General features: G+C 58.9%; 17 protein-coding genes. 11 read left to right on the top strand and 6 right to left on the bottom strand.

What is annotated here, in order from left to right; translation table 11 throughout:
* The first annotated feature begins 311 nt into the window (after positions 1-311).
* The 3 genes from brnQ (at position 312) to AC1MEW_RS28470 (ending at position 3,064) form a co-directional block, all read left to right on the top strand.
* Complete coding sequence (gene brnQ, locus AC1MEW_RS28480) at positions 312-1,625, top strand: branched-chain amino acid transport system II carrier protein (RefSeq protein ID WP_201201884.1); 1,314 nt, start codon at positions 312-314, stop codon at positions 1,623-1,625.
* A gap of 300 nt (positions 1,626-1,925) precedes the next feature.
* Complete coding sequence (locus AC1MEW_RS28475; protein ID WP_201201886.1) at positions 1,926-2,663, top strand: DUF599 domain-containing protein; 738 nt, start codon at positions 1,926-1,928, stop codon at positions 2,661-2,663.
* Entirely contained in the window at positions 2,663-3,064 is a 402-nt protein-coding gene (locus AC1MEW_RS28470) for an MAPEG family protein (protein ID WP_201256258.1), read from the top strand. The genes AC1MEW_RS28475 and AC1MEW_RS28470 overlap by 1 nt, the downstream gene beginning before the upstream one ends.
* A gap of 68 nt (positions 3,065-3,132) precedes the next feature.
* Here the strand turns inward: AC1MEW_RS28470 and AC1MEW_RS28465 are convergent, their stop codons facing one another.
* Complete coding sequence (locus AC1MEW_RS28465) at positions 3,133-3,399, bottom strand: hypothetical protein (protein ID WP_201256259.1); 267 nt, start codon at positions 3,397-3,399, stop codon at positions 3,133-3,135.
* Between the two features lie 158 nt (positions 3,400-3,557).
* On the opposite strand from AC1MEW_RS28465, the gene AC1MEW_RS28460 reads away from it, so the two are divergent.
* The 4 genes from AC1MEW_RS28460 to AC1MEW_RS28445 all read left to right on the top strand — a co-directional run bounded on the left by AC1MEW_RS28460 (position 3,558) and on the right by AC1MEW_RS28445 (position 7,259).
* Complete coding sequence (locus AC1MEW_RS28460; protein ID WP_201201888.1) at positions 3,558-4,034, top strand: PaaI family thioesterase; 477 nt, start codon at positions 3,558-3,560, stop codon at positions 4,032-4,034.
* On the top strand, positions 4,031-4,483 hold the full coding sequence (locus tag AC1MEW_RS28455) for a PaaI family thioesterase (protein WP_201201889.1): 453 nt from the start codon (positions 4,031-4,033) through the stop codon (positions 4,481-4,483). The genes AC1MEW_RS28460 and AC1MEW_RS28455 overlap by 4 nt, the downstream gene beginning before the upstream one ends.
* A gap of 81 nt (positions 4,484-4,564) precedes the next feature.
* Positions 4,565-6,469 carry a molecular chaperone HtpG gene (htpG, locus tag AC1MEW_RS28450; protein WP_201256260.1) on the top strand — a complete coding sequence of 635 codons (1,905 nt, stop codon included), beginning with the start codon at positions 4,565-4,567 and terminating at the stop codon, positions 6,467-6,469.
* Positions 6,470-6,530: 61 nt separating this feature from the next.
* Positions 6,531-7,259, top strand: a complete 729-nt coding sequence (locus tag AC1MEW_RS28445) for a dienelactone hydrolase family protein (protein WP_322267804.1) — start codon at positions 6,531-6,533, stop codon at positions 7,257-7,259.
* Positions 7,260-7,392: 133 nt separating this feature from the next.
* Here the strand turns inward: AC1MEW_RS28445 and AC1MEW_RS28440 are convergent, their stop codons facing one another.
* A complete protein-coding gene (locus AC1MEW_RS28440; protein WP_480424439.1) occupies positions 7,393-8,253 on the bottom strand; it encodes a pirin family protein in 861 nt (286 codons plus the stop codon).
* Positions 8,254-8,314: 61 nt separating this feature from the next.
* Complete coding sequence (locus AC1MEW_RS28435) at positions 8,315-8,731, bottom strand: OsmC family protein (protein WP_201201893.1); 417 nt, start codon at positions 8,729-8,731, stop codon at positions 8,315-8,317.
* Between the two features lie 318 nt (positions 8,732-9,049).
* Between AC1MEW_RS28435 and AC1MEW_RS28430 the strand changes: the two genes are divergently transcribed.
* Entirely contained in the window at positions 9,050-10,675 is a 1,626-nt protein-coding gene (locus AC1MEW_RS28430) for a methyl-accepting chemotaxis protein (protein ID WP_480424437.1), read from the top strand.
* A 233-nt stretch (positions 10,676-10,908) separates the two neighbouring features.
* Here the strand turns inward: AC1MEW_RS28430 and AC1MEW_RS28425 are convergent, their stop codons facing one another.
* The 3 genes from AC1MEW_RS28425 to purM are packed head-to-tail and all read right to left on the bottom strand — an operon-like array spanning position 10,909 to position 13,339.
* Positions 10,909-11,622, bottom strand: a complete 714-nt coding sequence (locus tag AC1MEW_RS28425) for a DUF3108 domain-containing protein (protein WP_201201896.1) — start codon at positions 11,620-11,622, stop codon at positions 10,909-10,911.
* Between the two features lie 8 nt (positions 11,623-11,630).
* Positions 11,631-12,281 (bottom strand): phosphoribosylglycinamide formyltransferase, encoded by a 651-nt coding sequence (gene purN, locus AC1MEW_RS28420; protein WP_322267807.1) that lies wholly within the window; start codon positions 12,279-12,281, stop codon positions 11,631-11,633.
* Positions 12,281-13,339: a phosphoribosylformylglycinamidine cyclo-ligase gene (purM, locus tag AC1MEW_RS28415; protein WP_008148639.1), complete on the bottom strand. Its 1,059-nt coding sequence runs from the start codon at positions 13,337-13,339 to the stop codon at positions 12,281-12,283. Before purM ends, purN begins: the two co-directional genes overlap by 1 nt.
* Before the next feature lie 382 nt (positions 13,340-13,721).
* Between purM and AC1MEW_RS28410 the strand changes: the two genes are divergently transcribed.
* The 3 genes from AC1MEW_RS28410 (at position 13,722) to hda (ending at position 16,830) form a co-directional block, all read left to right on the top strand.
* Positions 13,722-14,783, top strand: a complete 1,062-nt coding sequence (locus tag AC1MEW_RS28410; RefSeq protein WP_480424434.1) for a DUF2066 domain-containing protein — start codon at positions 13,722-13,724, stop codon at positions 14,781-14,783.
* Positions 14,784-14,821: 38 nt separating this feature from the next.
* Complete coding sequence (locus tag AC1MEW_RS28405) at positions 14,822-15,895, top strand: AI-2E family transporter (protein WP_201201898.1); 1,074 nt, start codon at positions 14,822-14,824, stop codon at positions 15,893-15,895.
* A gap of 230 nt (positions 15,896-16,125) precedes the next feature.
* Positions 16,126-16,830: a DnaA regulatory inactivator Hda gene (hda, locus tag AC1MEW_RS28400; RefSeq protein ID WP_054049492.1), complete on the top strand. Its 705-nt coding sequence runs from the start codon at positions 16,126-16,128 to the stop codon at positions 16,828-16,830.
* Positions 16,831-16,902 lie beyond the last annotated feature (72 nt).

The raw sequence follows: 16,902 nt of genomic DNA, 5'->3' as shown, positions 1-16,902 counted from the left end.
CGTCAGGTAGATCACATTTGTTTGATTTGCGACTACTTCGCAGCCGAACGGGGGCAAGCCCCTCGCCACAGGATCCTGTGAAGGTAAATTAGATATGTAAACGCGACATCGAAATGTCGCGTATCGGATACTTCGCCCCCTAACAGTGCGTTTGTCGTGCAAATTCGTTAGGCTAGCAGCCATTTTTGCGTCCGCTGCCCACAAGGTCGCTACGCGCTAAACGGGTTGGTCCTATACAGACCGACAGCATTTCCCTCACCCATAGGGAAATCCCTCTCTAAATTCCGATTCAGTAGTGTGGTATTTCCTTAATGAAAGTGTTGAAAGGCCAGGACATCCTGGCACTTGGTTTTATGACGTTTGCCCTGTTTGTCGGGGCTGGCAACATCATCTTCCCGCCTATCGTCGGTTTGCAGTCCGGGCCTCATGTCTGGATGGCGGCGCTGGGTTTTCTGATCACTGCAGTCGGTCTGCCGGTGATCACCGTTGTCGCCCTGGCCAAGGTCGGTGGGGCAATGGATGCGTTGAGCAGCCCGATCGGTAAAGTCGCTGGTGGCCTGTTGGCCGCGGCGTGCTACCTGGCTGTCGGCCCGCTGTTTGCGACGCCGCGCACCGCCACCGTGTCCTTCGAAGTAGGCCTGGCGCCGCTGACCGGTGAGAGCCCGCTGGCGCTGTTCCTCTACAGCTCGGTGTACTTCCTGTTGGTGTTCTTTATCTCGCTGTATCCGGGCCGCCTGCTGGATACCGTAGGACGTTTCCTTGCGCCGCTGAAGATCATCGCCCTGGCCGTGCTCGGCATCGCCGCGTTCGCCTTGCCGGCCGGTGATATCGGCGTGGCCACGCCTGAATATGTGGCGGCACCGTTCTCTCAAGGGTTTATCAATGGTTACCTGACCATGGATACCCTGGGTGCTCTGGTGTTCGGCATCGTTATCGTTAACGCGATCCGCTCCCGTGGCGTCGAGTCGCCAGCGTTGATCACCCGTTACGCGATCATTGCCGGTTTGATTGCCGGCGTCGGTCTGGCGCTGGTGTACGTCAGCCTGTTCCGCCTCGGTTCGGGCAGCCATGAAGTGGCCGCCGGTGCCGCGAATGGTGCGGCCGTCCTGCACGCCTACGTGCAGCACACCTTCGGTTCGCTGGGCAGCGGTTTCCTGGCGGTGTTGATCTCGCTGGCGTGCCTGGTGACTGCGGTCGGCCTGACTTGCGCCTGCGCCGAATACTTCAGCCGGGTGTTGCCTCTGTCCTACAAGACACTGGTCATCATCCTGGCGGTGTTCTCGCTGTTTGTGTCCAACCTGGGCCTCACCAAGCTGATCGCGTTCTCGATCCCGGTGCTGACCGCGATCTACCCGCCGTGCATCGTCCTGGTCGCCCTGAGCTTCTGCAAAGACTTCTGGCGTGAACAGGGCCGCATCGTTGGCCCGGTGATGCTGGTGTCGTTCATTTTCGGCATGATTGACGCGCTTAAAGGTGCCGGTCTGGCGGACTGGATGCCGACGCAGCTGTCGCACCTGCCGTTGAGCGAACAAGGTCTGGCCTGGCTGGTGCCGTCGGTCATGACCCTGGTAGTGGCCGCCGTTTGCGATCGCATGCTCGGCAAGCGCGCCGAAGCCCTGGCTTAAACCTGACCGTCCGCCACAAGCGGGCAGCAGGCCAAAACAGAAATGCCCCGTATCAATCGATACGGGGCATTTTTTATGGGCGTGAGGCAGTGTCTTTTTCCGTCAGCTAGCGTCGAACCACTGCCAAAACCACTTCTGGGGGCGAACCTTTGTGGCGAGGGGGCTTGCCCCCATTGGGGCGCGAAGCGGCCCTGCGCGTTTCGGGGACTGCTGCGCAGTCCAGCGGGGGCAAGCCCCCTCGCCACAAAAGCCCGTTCCCACAGGTTTTCGGTTTTCCGCACCCACATCACAAGGACCTGCATGTCGTTCATCCACGCCAACCTGATCCACCTTCTCGCCGCGCTCTGGTTTGTCATCTGCTGGGGCGGCTACACCCGTTATGCGACGTGGAAGGGCCGTGATACCGCGTGCCTGGCCAGCGTGCTGCATCTGTACCGCGAAGACTGGATGCGCCGCATGCTGCTGCGTGACAACCGCATCGCCGATGCCAGCGTGATCGGCAACCTGGAACGCAACGCCTCGTTCTTCGCCTCCAGCACCTTGATTATCCTGGCGGGTATTCTCACCCTACTCGGCGCCTCCGAAAGGGCTGTGTCGTTGCTGGCAGACATTCCCATGGTCCAGCAGGCTTCTCAGGGTATGTCGGAGATCAAGTTGCTGTGTCTGGCGATGGTGTTTGTCTACGCGTTCTTCACCTTCAGTTGGTGCATGCGTCAGTACAACTTCGCGGCCGTGCTAGTTGGCTCGGCACCGATGATCGGCGAGCGGCATGTTTCCGAGCAGGAGCGTAAAGCCTTCGCCGCACGTGCGGCGCGGGTGATCTCGATGGCGGCCAACCAGTTCAACTTCGGCCTGCGCTCTTACTACTTCGGCATGACCATGCTGGCCTGGTTCGTCAGCCCATGGCTGTTCATGTTGATGAGCACCGGCGTGGTGCTGGTGTTGTATCGTCGGGAGTTTCACTCCGACGTTCTCGACGTGATGGTCTATACCCCTACAGAGGCGCCATTGCCCGAAGCCAACAAAGAGGCCGCTTGATGAGTATTCCGTTCTGGTGTGTGTTTATCAGTGCATTGCTGATTTACGTGGCCCGCATGCCCGTGGCCAAAGCCATGAAAGAGCAGGGCGGTTACAACAATCACCTGCCACGCCAGCAACAGGCGCAACTAACCGGTTTGGGCGCCCGTGCATTGGCGGCTCACCAGAACAGTATCGAAGCCTTCATCTTGTTTGCAGTGGGCGTGTTGATGGCGCACACCACGCAAACGGCGGGGTGGCTGATCGACTCGCTGGCGATCATCTTTGTGGTCGCGCGCATTCTCTATTTGTTGTGCTATTTGAAGGATCTTGCCTGGCAGCGCAGTCTGGTGTGGATCGTCGGGTTAGTCTGTTCGTTATTGCTGATGATTAGTCCGACTTTTAAAACCGTTTTGCTCTAACGCAGCAAATAACAGGCAAAAGAAAACCCGCACTTGGCGGGTTTTCTTTTATCACGCTAAAAACTGTTTTAGTTTTTAGGTGCTTCGGTTGGAGCGACCGGGGTGGCCGGAGCCGACTCCTGGGCTGCCGCTTTATTCGATTCAGCCTGATCTTTGGCGGCTTCGGCGTTTTCTTTCGCCGCGTCGTTCACTTTATCCTGAGCTTCGTTCATTTTTTGCTGGGCTTGCTCAGCATGTTGGTTAGCATCTTGAGCTTTGTCCTCGGATTTTTTATCGCAAGCAGCGAGACCGAGGGAAGCGGTCAACATCAAGGCAATAGCTAAAGTCTTACGCATGGGGTGTTTCTCCTTATGGAAAATATCTACTGGCCTTTCGAGCACAACCGCCGACGATAAGTTCCTCATTTCATACAGATATATATGTTTTTAACGATACGGAACTTTTGCCTGATTCACCTGAGGCTTTGGCTGGATACTAAGAAGAGATTTACCTAATGGCCGACAACCCCATTTTTGAGCGTGCAACACGATTTCTATCGGCACTGCGACATTGTCAGGTACTCGGTTTACGCGTGCACAGCGCAAGCAATGAAGGGCTGACAGTGATCCTGCCCTACAGCCCGCAAATTGTCGGAAACCCGCAAACCGGTGTCATCCATGGTGGCGCCCTGACGTCGCTGATGGACACCGCGTGCGGCATGTCCACCCTGTGCGTGTTGCCGGAATTCGAAGTCTGCCCGACCCTCGATTTGCGCATTGACTACATGCACGCGGCCCAGCCGCATAAGGATGTCTACGGTTTCGCCCAGTGTTACCGGGTGACCACTGACGTGATCTTCGCCCGAGGCTTTGCCTACCAGGACGACCCCGAGCACCCCATCGCCCACGTGGTCGGCACTTTTATGCGCATGGGCAAGGGCATCAAAGGCACTAAAGGCTTTGGCGGCACGATCGCCGGAGGTGCGAAATGACCGATTCGTTCAAGGAACAACTTCAACAGGCCCACGCGCAAGGGGACTACGCCTCGCTGCTGCACCTGATCCCGTACGCCAAGTTGATTGGTGTCGAGTGTTCGCGAGTCGGGGATGAGTTGCTGTTCCGCTTGCCGGCCAACAAGGACAACATTGGTAACCCTTTATTGCCGGCGATCCATGGCGGCGTGATCGCCGGGTTCATGGAGCTGTCGGCGGCACTGCACCTGTTGATCTTCACCGGCTCGCCCGGTGTGCCGAAGATTATCGACTTCTCCCTCGACTATCTGCGCGCCGGGCAATTTCGCGATACCTGGGCGCGTTGCCAGGTTTGCCGCCAGGGGCGGCGGGTGGCCAACGTGGCGATAACGGCCTGGCAAACCACCGAAGCCGAGCCGATTGCCACGGCCCGGGGGCATTTCAAAATTGAAGACCCCTTGAAATCCTGAACTCAGCCCCAAACTCTGATGACAACCCGCCGCCGACCCTTCAGGTCGCGGCCACTGCCATCTGATTGGAGTTTGATGACCATGAGTGTGGAAACTCAAAAGGAAACCCTGGGCTTCCAGACCGAGGTGAAGCAACTGCTGCACCTCATGATCCATTCGCTGTATTCCAACAAGGAAATCTTCCTTCGCGAATTGATCTCGAACGCCTCTGACGCTGTCGACAAATTACGTTTCGAAGCCCTGTCCAAGCCTGAGTTGCTGGAAGGTGGCGCCGAACTGAAAATCCGTGTGAGCTTCGACAAAGACGCCAAAACCGTCACCCTCGAAGACAACGGTATCGGCATGAGCCGTGAAGAAGCGATCACCCACTTGGGGACCATCGCCAAATCCGGTACGGCCGATTTCATGAAGCACCTGTCCGGCGATCAGAAAAAAGATTCGCACCTGATCGGTCAGTTCGGTGTGGGCTTCTACTCTGCATTCATCGTCGCCGACAAAGTCGACGTGTTCAGCCGTCGTGCCGGTGATGCTGCCAGCGAAGGCGTGCACTGGGCGTCCAAGGGTGAAGGCGAGTTCGAAGTCGCCACCGTTGAGAAAGCCGAGCGTGGCACCCGTATCGTCCTGCACCTGAAGGCTGCTGAAGACGAATTCGCCGATGGCTGGCGTCTGCGCAACATCATCAAGAAATACTCCGACCACATCGCTCTGCCGATCGAGTTGCCGAAAGAAGCGGCAGCCGCTGAAGGCGAAGAGCAGCCAGCCGTTGAATGGGAAACCGTCAACCGCGCCAGCGCCCTGTGGACCCGTCCTCGCACTGAAGTGAAGGATGAGGAATACCAGGAGTTCTACAAACACATCGCCCACGATTTCGAGAACCCGCTGAGCTGGACCCATAACAAGGTCGAAGGCAAGCTGGAATACACCTCGCTGCTCTACGTGCCGACCCGCGCTCCGTTCGACCTGTACCAGCGTGAAGCGCCGAAAGGCCTGAAGCTGTACGTGCAGCGTGTGTTCGTGATGGATCAGGCCGAGTCGTTCCTGCCGCTGTACCTGCGCTTCATTAAAGGTGTGGTCGATTCCAACGACCTGTCGCTGAACGTGTCGCGGGAAATCCTGCAGAAAGACCCGATCATCGATTCCATGAAGTCGGCGCTGACCAAGCGCGTACTCGACATGCTGGAAAAACTGGCGAAGAACGAGCCCGAGCAATACAAAGGCTTCTGGAAAAACTTCGGTCAGGTCATGAAAGAAGGCCCGGCTGAAGATTTCGCCAACAAAGAAAAAATCGCAGGCCTGCTGCGCTTTGCATCCACCAACGGTGATGAAGGCGAGCAAGTGGTCGGTCTGGCTGAATACCTGGCCCGCGCCAAGGAAGGTCAGGACAAGATCTACTACCTGACCGGCGAAACCTACGCACAAGTCAAAAACAGCCCGCACCTGGAAGTCTTCCGCAAGAAAGGCATCGAAGTGCTGCTGCTGACCGACCGCATCGACGAGTGGCTGATGAGCTACCTCAGCGACTTCGACGGCAAGAGCTTTGTCGACGTGGCACGCGGAGACCTGGACCTCGGCAACCTGGATTCGGAAGAAGACAAGAAAGCCGCGGAAGAAGTCGCCAAGTCCAAAGAAGGTTTGGTTGAACGTCTGAAAACTGCACTGGGCGACTCGGTTGCTGAAGTGCGGGTTTCCCACCGTCTGACCGATTCCCCGGCGATCCTGGCCATCGGCGAGCAGGACCTGGGCTTGCAGATGCGTCAGATCCTCGAAGCCAGCGGGCAGAAGGTGCCGGATTCGAAGCCGATCTTCGAATTCAACCCGGCTCACCCACTGATCGAGAAGCTTGACGCTGAGCAGAGTGACGAGCGCTTTGGCGACCTGTCGCACATCCTGTTCGATCAGGCGGCCCTGGCGGCTGGTGATAGCTTGAAAGACCCGGCGGCCTACGTGCGCCGTCTCAACAAGCTGTTGGTTGAACTGTCGGTTTAACTGAGTTGTACAAAAACCCGCTTCGGCGGGTTTTTTTATTCTTGAGTCTTAGGAGTCTGAAATGAGCCAAGTCACTGTGCGTTCCGTGGTCTATCAACTGGATGGCCAATCTTACGAAAGCCGTCTGGCCTTTGATGCCGACCATAAAGGGCCACGTCCGGGTCTGTTGATGGCACCGAACTGGATGGGCGTCAGCGCTGGCGCCGAAGAAATCGCCAAGTCGGTGGCGGCCAAGGGTTACGTGGTGTTGCTTGCTGACCTTTACGGCCAGTCGGTTCGCCCGCAGAACGGCGATGAGGCGGGCGCGGCGATGATGCCGTTGAAGAATGACCGCGCATTGCTGCGCAAGCGCATGGCGGCAGCGTTCGAGCAATTGCAGACTCAGGGCGAGGCGGCGGTCGATACCTCGAAGCTGGCGACTTTCGGTTTCTGCTTTGGCGGTTGCTGCGCGCTGGAACTGGCTCGCACCGGTGCGCCGGTGAAAGCGGCGGTCTCGTTCCATGGCTCGCTGGATACACCGAACGTGAACGATGCGAAAAACATCAAGGGCTCGGTGTTGGTGCTGCACGGTGCGTCCGATCCGCTGGTGCCAAAAGAGCAATTGCCGGCGTTTGAAGATGAAATGAACGCGGCGGGCGTGGATTGGCAGCTGCTGAGCTACGGCGGTGCGGTTCACTCGTTTACCGATCCGCATGCGAACGTGCCGGGCAAGATGATGTATGACGCGAAAACGGCCACTCGGGCGTTTGTGTCGATGCATAACTTGCTGGATGAAGTCTTTAAAGGCTGATTGCTGCTTTTTGCCCTGACATCGTTGGTGTTAGTGCTGGCCTCATCGCGAGCAGGCTCGCTCCCACATTGGAATGCATTCCCCTGTGGGAGCGAGCCTGCTCGCGAAAGCGGTTTAACTGATGCTGAAGACCTTAAGGCAGTTCGATCCGCTCACTTTCCCCCGGCACCGTCGGCCAATCCCCGGCCGCCCAGCGTCGCCTCGCTTCATCGATCATCGCCGGATCGCTCGCGACAAAGTTCCAGTTGATCCGCCGTGGCCCATCCAGCGGCGCACCGCCGAACAACACGGCGTGGCAGTCGCTCTCGGCAAACAACGTCATCTCTTCCCCGACCGGCAACACCACCAGCGAATGCGGTTCTACCGGCTCGCCGTCGAGTTGTACCTCGCCATCCAGCACATACAGTGCTCGCTCTTCATGCTCGGTCGGAATCAGCAAGGTCGTCGCGGTTTGCAGGTTCAATTCGGCGTACAGCGTAGGAGAAAGCACCGGCACCGGCGATTCCAGGCAAAAGCCTGTCCCGGCAATCATCCGGATCTTCACGCCGAGGTTATCGCTGACCGGCAACGTGGACGCAGGGTGATGGCTGTAGTGCCCCGGACCTTGTTCATGATCCTTGGGCGAGGCGAGCCAGATCTGCACGCCGTGCATCGTGAAGCCGCTATTTTTCAGCGCCTCGGGCGTGCGTTCAACGTGGGCAATCGCGCTGCCCGCCGTCATCCAACTCACATCGCCGGTGCCCACCACCTGATCAGAACCGAGGCTGTCCTTGTGCTGGATCTGCCCCTGGAACAAATAGGTGAGGGTCGACAGACCGATGTGCGGGTGTTGTCGGATGTTCATGCCTTTACCCGGCGGATAACGGGTTTCGAGCATGTGGTCGAAAAACACGAAAGGCCCGACGCTGCGGCATTTGGCTGACGGCAACGGACGAAGAATCGGTTGACCTTCGACATCTTCGGCGCGGGGGCTGATCACGAGTGGAGTGTTCATGCTGCATTCCAGGCTGAGCGGGTAATGCGTGGAGCATAACCCGCTTGCACTGCCCTTGCCGCTATTGGCTGAAGGCGCCTTCGGACAGGTGGGTCTCGATGCTGACCTCGGTGGTGGTCATCAGTTTGTGCACCGGGCAACGGTCGGCAACGCGGTGCAACTCCTCGCGCTGGGCGTCAGTGAGCACACCCTTGAGGGTCAGTTTGACGTGCAGGGCGTATTTGCCTTTCTGCTCCTCACTGTTGTCGCGTTTGACCTCGACCGTAACGCCGGTCAGCGGGATGTCCTTCTTCTTGGCGTACATCTTCAGGGTCAGGGCCTTGCAGGCACCGAGGGCGGCGTCGAAGTAGTCGTGAGGCTCCGGCGCCGAGCCTTCGCCGCCGGCGGAGGTGGGCACATCGGCAAACAGTTCGTGGTCGTCGATCTGGACGCTGTGACGAAAGCCTTCACTGGAAACGGTATTGACGGTAACAGTCATGGGAAACCTCATCGGCAGTAGGAAAAGTCATTCGATCAAAATTGGACCCTGAAGGTATAGAGCATGCGTGCTGTGGCGCGTTCCCAAAAAGATCGCAGCCTTCGCCCACAGGCGCGTAGGAGCTGCCGAAGGCTCGGGCCGCGTTCGGACGATCTTTTGATTTTGCTTGGCTCGGCTGAATCGTTACCGCCCGTTGATCGAAGTATTAAGGCGTTTTGATATCACGTTTTGGTCTTACGCAAAATTTCTGCGGGCCGATACCGTCTAAAGCAACCCGCTGCAGGGATATGCAGTGCCTAATTGGAAGGAACCAGAGCAATGAGTATCCGAAGTCTCAATATTGCGCCGCGCGCGGGGCTGGGTTTTGGCCTGCTGGCGTTGATGGTGTTCGGGTTGGGGGCGTTCGCCCTGCAACAGATGTCGAACATGCGCGCCGAGTCCGATCAGGTCGATAACAACTGGCTGCCCAGCGTGATGGCGGTGGGGGAGATGAGTCAGGACATGCTTCGCTTGCGCGCCCTGACCATGCGCCTGTTGATTAACCGTGATCCCCAGGCGCTGGCGCAGAACGTCAGCAAACTCAATGAACTCAAAGGCACGCTGGGCGACGCTCAACAGCGCTATGACGCGTTGATCGTGCTGCCGGAGGAGCGCTCGCTGTTTGATCGCTTCAAAATGTCTGAGCAACAGTACCTGCAATTTCAGGGGCAAGTGATGAGCCTGTCCGCCCAAGGGCAAGTCGACGACGCGGCGGTCATCGTCAATGGCGAGATGAGCCCGCTGGCCGATGAAATCTCTGTCACCCTTAAAACCCTGGTCGAGCTGAACAAACACAACGCCAACCTGGCGACCGAGGCGGCGCGTCGGGTGTTCAGTACTTCGCGGGTGTGGGTCGGGGTGATGGTCGCGATTGCGGCGCTGATGACCATCGGCCTGGCATTGCTGCTGACCCGCAGCATCGTCTTGCCCTTGTCCCAATCGTTGCGGGTCGCTGAGGTGGTGGCGGGTGGCGATCTGACCGGCGACATAAGCATCACCGGCAAAGACGAGCCGGCGCGGCTGCTGCATGCGCTCAAGAGCATGCAGCAAAGCCTGCGCGAGACCATTCGACAGATTTCCGATTCCTCCAGCCAATTGGCCTCGGCCTCGGAAGAACTCAGTTGCGTCACCGAGGACGCCACCCGTGGCTTGCATCAGCAAAGTCTGGAAATCGAGCAGGCCGCGACGGCGGTCAACCAGATGACGGCGGCGGTGGAAGAGGTGGCGAGCAACGCGGTGGCCACCTCCGAAGCATCCCGTGAGTCTGACCGGATCGCCCAGCATGGTCGTGAGCAGGTGCATCAGACGGTATTGTCGATTGAGTCTCTGGCGGACGATGTCACCGCCAATGCGACCCAGGTCGAGGATCTGGCGCAGAAGGTTTATGGCATCAGCAAGGTGCTGGACGTGATTCGCTCGATCGCCGAGCAGACCAATCTGCTGGCCTTGAACGCGGCGATCGAAGCAGCGCGTGCCGGCAATGCCGGACGCGGCTTCGCCGTGGTGGCGGATGAAGTGCGGGCGCTGGCCCACCGGACGCAGCAGTCGACCCAGGAAATCGAGCAGATGATCAGCGGTATCCAGCAGGGTACCGACTCAGCCGTCAGCTCGATGCAGCAGAGCAATAGTCGGGCGCGCTCGACCCTGGAAGTAGCGAAAGCAGCGGGCGTTGCGCTGGAGGAGATTGCCTCGGCGTTCACCTTGATCAACGAGCGCAACATCGTGATCGCCAGTGCCTCGGAGGAGCAAGCGGCTGTGGCGCGGGAAGTGGATCGCAACCTGATGAATATCCGTGACCTGGCGTTGCAGACCTCGGCCGGGGCGAACCAGACCAGTGCGGCGAGTCAGGAGTTGTCGCGGTTGGCGGTGGACTTGAACACCATGGTGGCGCGGTTTTCGGTTTAGCCCGTCTGTTGAGCGCAACACTGAACTCTGTGGGAGCGAGCTTTTGTGGCGAGGGAGCTTGCTCCCGTTGGACTGCGCAGCAGTCCCGCTCTTTTGGGGCCGCTTCGCAGCCCAGCGGGAGCAAGCTCCCTCGCCACAGGTTATCTATTGTTCATTCAGTTGCATTACTCCCCGACAAATCATCAGGCAAAAAAAAGCCCCGCAATTGCGGGGGCTTTTCATTTCGAGCCGGATCAGCTGCCTTTGACAGCCTTGCCATTGACCGTACCGTCCAGGAGCATGATGTTGTACTCCTTGCCGTCGGTTTCAACCTGTTGCAGACGGACCAGCAGGTAATCCCAGTCCTTGGCGAACCACATGACAGTGGTGCGCTTGGTTTGCGTCGGGTCGCGCACGCGCTCGACCTTGATCGCATCGATCTGGCCGGCCTTGGTGTCGACTTTTTCCGAACCCAGCACGCGGAAGTCGTAGGTATCGACATCACCGCCATCGACCACCTGGTAGCTCATGCTTTTCTTGCCGGCTGCCACGTCATGCTGAAGAGCAAGCTGGTAGGTGGATTTGTCGACCATACCACGGTTCAGCGGAACCTTGACCGGGTCACCACGATCAGTGCCGGTGACCATTTTTGTGGTCCAGTCGAAGTCCAGATCGGCTTTCTTGGCTTTGCCCAGGCCGCCACGTTCGAAGTGGTAGGACTGGGGCAGCAAAGTGTCCTTGTCCAGCGTCAGGGTACTTTCTTCATTCAGGCTGGCGATCATCATCGATGCCTTGAAGCTGAGTTTCCAGACGCCGTTCGCTTCCTTGGTCAGGCTGCGTTCCGCGGTGCCGCTCATTGGAAGTTGTTTCCAGTCGGCGGTGTAGCTGGCGGAGAACGGTTGAAGGTCTGCAGCCTGTGCCAGAGGCAGGGCGAACAGAGCGCAAGCGAAGAGCAGGGCGCGACGCATAAAATCTCCTAGGTTCGAATCAAGTGGCCGCTGGCCGCGAGTAACTTTTCATCCAGTAAAGCACCTTGTTCGCCGAGTGATAAACGACCTTCGGCAAACCAGCGCACAGCCATCGGGTAGATCAGGTGTTCCTGAACGTGTACCCGCTGAGCCAGACTCTGCGGCGTATCGTGCAACTCTACCGGTATTACTGCCTGTACGACCAGTGGTCCGCCATCGAGTTCCTCGGTGACGAAGTGCACGGAGCAGCCGTGCTCGGTGTCGCCGGCCTCCAGAGCGCGCTGATGAGTGTGTAACCCTTTGTATTTGGGTAGCAGCGAGGGATGGATGTTGAACAGGCGACCCTGGTAGTGCCGCACGAAGTCAGCGCTGAGAATGCGCATGAAACCGGCGAGTACCACGAGTTTGGGATTGAAGGCGTCGATCAGTTCGATCAGCGCGGCATCGAAGGCCTCGCGGCTATCGAAAGCCTTGTGATCCAGGGCGCGGGTATCGATACCCGCGTCCCTGGCGCGTTGCAGGCCGTAGGCGTCGGCGCGGTTGGAAATCACCGCAGCAATGCGGACCGGGCTGTCGCCGGTCCGCGTGCTGTCGATCAAGGCCTGCAAGTTACTGCCGGTGCCGGAGAGCAGCACCACGACATCACAGGTGGCGGACATTAATGAGCCTTGAGGTTCTTCAGTTCAACCTGAGCCGCGCCTTCGGCAGCGGTGGAGATCTGACCGATGACCCATGGCTGCTCGCCGGCTTCACGCAGAACGTTCAGAGCGGTTTCAACGTGCTCTTGAGCAACGCAGATAACCATGCCGACGCCGCAGTTCAGTACGCGGTGCATTTCGTTTTCGTCGACGTTGCCTTTCTCTTGCAGCCAGTCGAATACGGCCGGGCGAGTCCAGCTTGCCACGTCAACCACCGCTTGAGCGCCTTTTGGCAGAACGCGCGGGATGTTGTCGAGCAGGCCGCCACCGGTGATGTGGGCCATGGCTTTGACGGCGCCGGTTTCTTTGATCAGCTTGAGCAGCGGCTTCACGTAGATACGGGTCGGGGCCATCAGCAGGTCGGTCAGCGGTTTGCCGTCGAGCTGAATATTTTCGATGTCTGCACCGGAGACTTCGATGATCTTGCGGATCAGCGAGTAGCCGTTGGAGTGCGGGCCGGAAGACGGCAGGGCGAGCAGGGCATCGCCGGCAGCGACTTTGGAACCGTCGATGATTTCGGATTTTTCCACGACACCGACGCAGAAGCCTGCCAGGTCGTAGTCTTCGCCTTCGTACATGCCAGGCATTTCAGCGGTTTCACCGCCGACCAGGGAGCAGCCGGACAGCTCGCAGCCTGCGCCGATGCCGGTCACGACCTGGGTCGCGGTTTCGACGTTCAGTTTGCCGGTAGCGTAGTAGTCGAGGAAGAACAGCGGCTCGGCGCCGCACACCACCAGGTCGTTGACGCACATGGCGACCAGGTCGATGCCGATGCTGTCATGCTTGTTCAGGTTCAGCGCCAGGCGCAGCTTGGTGCCGACGCCGTCAGTACCGGAAACCAGCACTGGCTGCTTGTAGCCGGCCGGGATTTCGCAGAGGGCGCCAAAACCGCCCAGGCCGCCCATGACTTCCGGGCGCGCAGTGCGCTTGGCGACGCTCTTGATGCGTTCGACCAATGCTTCACCGGCGTCGATGTCTACACCGGCGTCCTTGTAGCTCAGGGAGGGTTGCTTGCTCATGATCCAGGCCTTTAGGGGGGATTCAGGGGTAACGACCGAGTCCAGTGGGACCGCCGAAACAAACGAAGGCGAGTGCCTTGCGCGAATTTCAGGGTGCCCGGCTGTTGCCGGTCTGCGAAGGCGCGCGATTTTATCAGGCTTGAGAGGCAGCGGCCATCCTCGCGCCGACGGCAGGGCCATATAGGCTGAAAAAAACCATTATTGTCCCAGTGAGTGACGTCTCGCATAGCTGTATAAGGTATCCCCATTAACCGTCTATCGTTATGACAGCGCTAAAAACTTATCGAGGCCGGGTGAATGTTTTGCGTGGGGCGATGGTCACAGCCTTGCTCAATGTCTTCATGCGGCCAGTTCCAGCCGCTCTCGTCGTCAGGAATCTTCCATGCGTTTTTTTTCTAGCTATCTATTTGTGGGCTGTTTGTCTCTTGTCAGCCTGACGAGTCATGCCGAAACCGTGAAAAACCTTTATCAGGTCCGCCAACCTGTCAGCGGTCAGAGCGCGGAGGTACGCGATCAGGCGACCCAGGCGGCGCTGGATACGTTGGTGTTGCGCCTGACCGGTGACCCGAAAGCGCCACAGAATCCGGGGCTGGCGGCGATCCGCAAGGACCCGCAACAAATCATCAGCCAGTACGGCTTTGATGCGGGGCCGCCGGAAGTGTTGAAGGTCGATTTCGACCCGGCCACTACCGAGCAGGCGCTGCGCCGTGCCGGATTGTCTTTGTGGGGCGCCAATCGGCCGTCGATCCTTGGCTGGTGGCTGAGTGACTCCACCGAAGGCTCAGGCCTGGTCGGTGATGCTCAGGCCAGTGCGGCACCGTTGCGTCGTGCCGCGCAACACCGTGGTTTGCCGTTGCGCCTGCCGTTAGGTGACCTGAGCGAACAACTCGTCGCGACGGCGCCAACCCTGGAAGGCAATGACCCTGCGCCGTTGCATAACGCGTCGGAGCGCTATGGGGCCGACGCCTTGCTGGCGGTGCATGCCCGTGAAGAGGGTGGTCAGTGGCAAGCCAAGTGGCATCTGTGGTTGGGCGATCAGAAAGAGGCTGGCAGTGTGCAGGGCGCCGACGTGCCTGCCTTGGCCGATGCGGTGATGCTGGCGGTCAGCGAGCGCATGGCGCCGCGATTTGTCGTCAAACCGGGCGTTGCAAGCGAGCAGTTGCTGGAAGTGCAGGGCATGACGCTGGAGCGTTACGCGGCGCTCGGGCATTTGCTGGAGCCTTTCGGTGGGCACCTGGTCAGTGTTGACGGTGATCACATTATTTACCGGGTTAACGGCAGCGCCGAACAGTTGAAGGCGCAGTTGTCCCTGGCCAAGTTGCAGGAGGTGCCGGCGGGTGAAGCCCCAGTGCCAGTCGCCCCGGCTCCGCCGGCGGCCGATGGCGCGGTACCCGCTGTAGCACCGGTCCTGGCGCCGGTGCCGCAGTTGCGATTCCGTTGGTAAGGTTTTCTTTCTTTATATAGAAGCATAGGGAGTTGTAGATGGCCGATACGCGGCGTTGGTTCTGGTTGGGCGGGGTGGTCCTGCTCTGCGTGTTTGTCTGGTTGTTGCATCCGATCCTGACGCCATTTTTGGTGGCGCTGCTGCTGGCCTATCTGTTCGATCCGCTGGTGGATCGGCTGGAGAAGCTTGGCCTGTCTCGGACCTGGGGCGTGGTGACGGTGTTCGCGCTGTTCACCTTGATCTTCACGACGCTGCTGCTGGTGTTGGTACCGTTGCTCGCCAAGCAGTTGTTCCGCTTGTACGAGTTGGCGCCGCAGATGCTGGATTGGTTGCAGCACACTGCCTTGCCGTGGGCGCAATCGAAATTCGGACTGTCGGATAATTTCTGGAAGTTCGACAAGGTCAAGGCTGCGATCAGCGAGCACATGGGCCAGACCACCGACATTGTCAGTGTGGTACTGAGTCAGGCGACCGCGTCCGGTCTGGCGCTGATTGGTTGGCTAGCCAACCTGGTGCTGATCCCGGTGGTGAGCTTCTACCTGCTGCGCGATTGGGACCTGATGATGGCCAAGATCCGCAGCCTGTTGCCTCGTGATCGCGAAGAGCGCGTGGTGTCACTGGCCGGTGAATGCCATGAAGTGCTCGGGGCATTTGTTCGCGGGCAATTGCTGGTGATGCTGGCGCTGGGCGTGATCTATGCCGCGGGCCTGATGCTGGTCGGGTTGGAGTTGGGGCTGTTGATCGGTCTTATCGCCGGTCTGGCGGCGATCGTGCCTTACATGGGGTTTGTCATCGGGATTGGCGCGGCGTTGATTGCTGGCCTGTTCCAGTTTCACGGTGACTTGTATCCGATGCTCGGCATCGTTGCGGTGTTTATGGTTGGGCAGGCACTGGAAGGCATGGTGCTGACGCCGTTGCTGGTGGGCGACCGGATCGGCCTGCACCCGGTGGCGGTGATTTTCGCGATTCTGGCCGGTGGCGAGCTGTTCGGTTTCACTGGCGTGCTGCTGGCGTTGCCGGTGGCGGCGGTGATCATGGTGCTGGTGCGTCATGTGCATGATTTGTATAAAGATTCGGATATGTACAGCGGCGTCGACGAGCCTGAGCTTTAAAGTCGACTGATCGCTTGTAGCGGGCGGCCTGGATTCTTGCCTGGTCGGCCCGCTTCTCCCTCGCGGCTGTCACATGCGCCGCCAAAGAAACTGTCATAAAACCAGTGCGTTAACGCAAACCTTTGATTTTGCTTGTGGTCTGCTGCATTGTGCGGGCTGTCTCACGGGTATAAACTTCGCAAACTTTACACAGAGGCCACTAACGGTTCCTTTGGAACTGTTCAGTCAGCATGAAACCGATTCAGCTGCCCCTAGGTGTGCGTCTGCGTGATGACGCTACCTTTATCAATTACTACCCAGGCGCCAATGCCGCTGCACTCGGCTATGTCGAGCGGCTATGCGAAGCCGACGCCGGCTGGACCGAAAGCCTGATTTACCTCTGGGGCAAGGACGGGGTAGGGCGCACGCACTTGTTGCAGGCTGCCTGCCTGCGTTTCGAGCAAATGGGCGAGCCGGCGGTGTACTTGCCGTTGGCCGAGTTGCTGGATCGCGGCATCGAAATTCTCGACAACCTCGAACAATACGAACTGGTCTGCCTCGATGATCTACAGGCCGTCGCCGGGCGAGCGGATTGGGAAGAGGCGTTGTTCCACCTGTTCAACCGTCTGCGTGACAGTGGCCGACGTCTGCTGATTGCTGCGTCGACCTCGCCGCGTGAACTGCCGGTGAAGCTGGCGGATCTCAAATCGCGCCTCACCTTGGCGTTGATCTTCCAGATGCGCCCACTGTCCGATGAAGACAAATTGCGTGCCCTGCAATTGCGTGCGTCCCGTCGCGGTTTGCACCTGACCGATGAAGTCGGGCATTTTATTTTGACCCGCGGTACTCGCAGCATGAGTGCGCTTTTCGAGCTACTTGAACGCCTCGATCAGGCCTCCCTTCAAGCTCAGCGCAAGCTGACAATTCCCTTCCTGAAAGAAACCCTCGGTTGGTAGCTAGCCCCAGTAAATAAAGGCCTGTAGCGGGTTTCGGCATATTTCAGGCGTCAGAAAATCCGCTTTCCTGCA

This window comes from Pseudomonas sp. ASL4, assembly GCF_056680395.1.
Note: the sequence above shows the minus strand (reverse complement) of the source record. Positions and strands in the feature narration are given on the sequence as shown.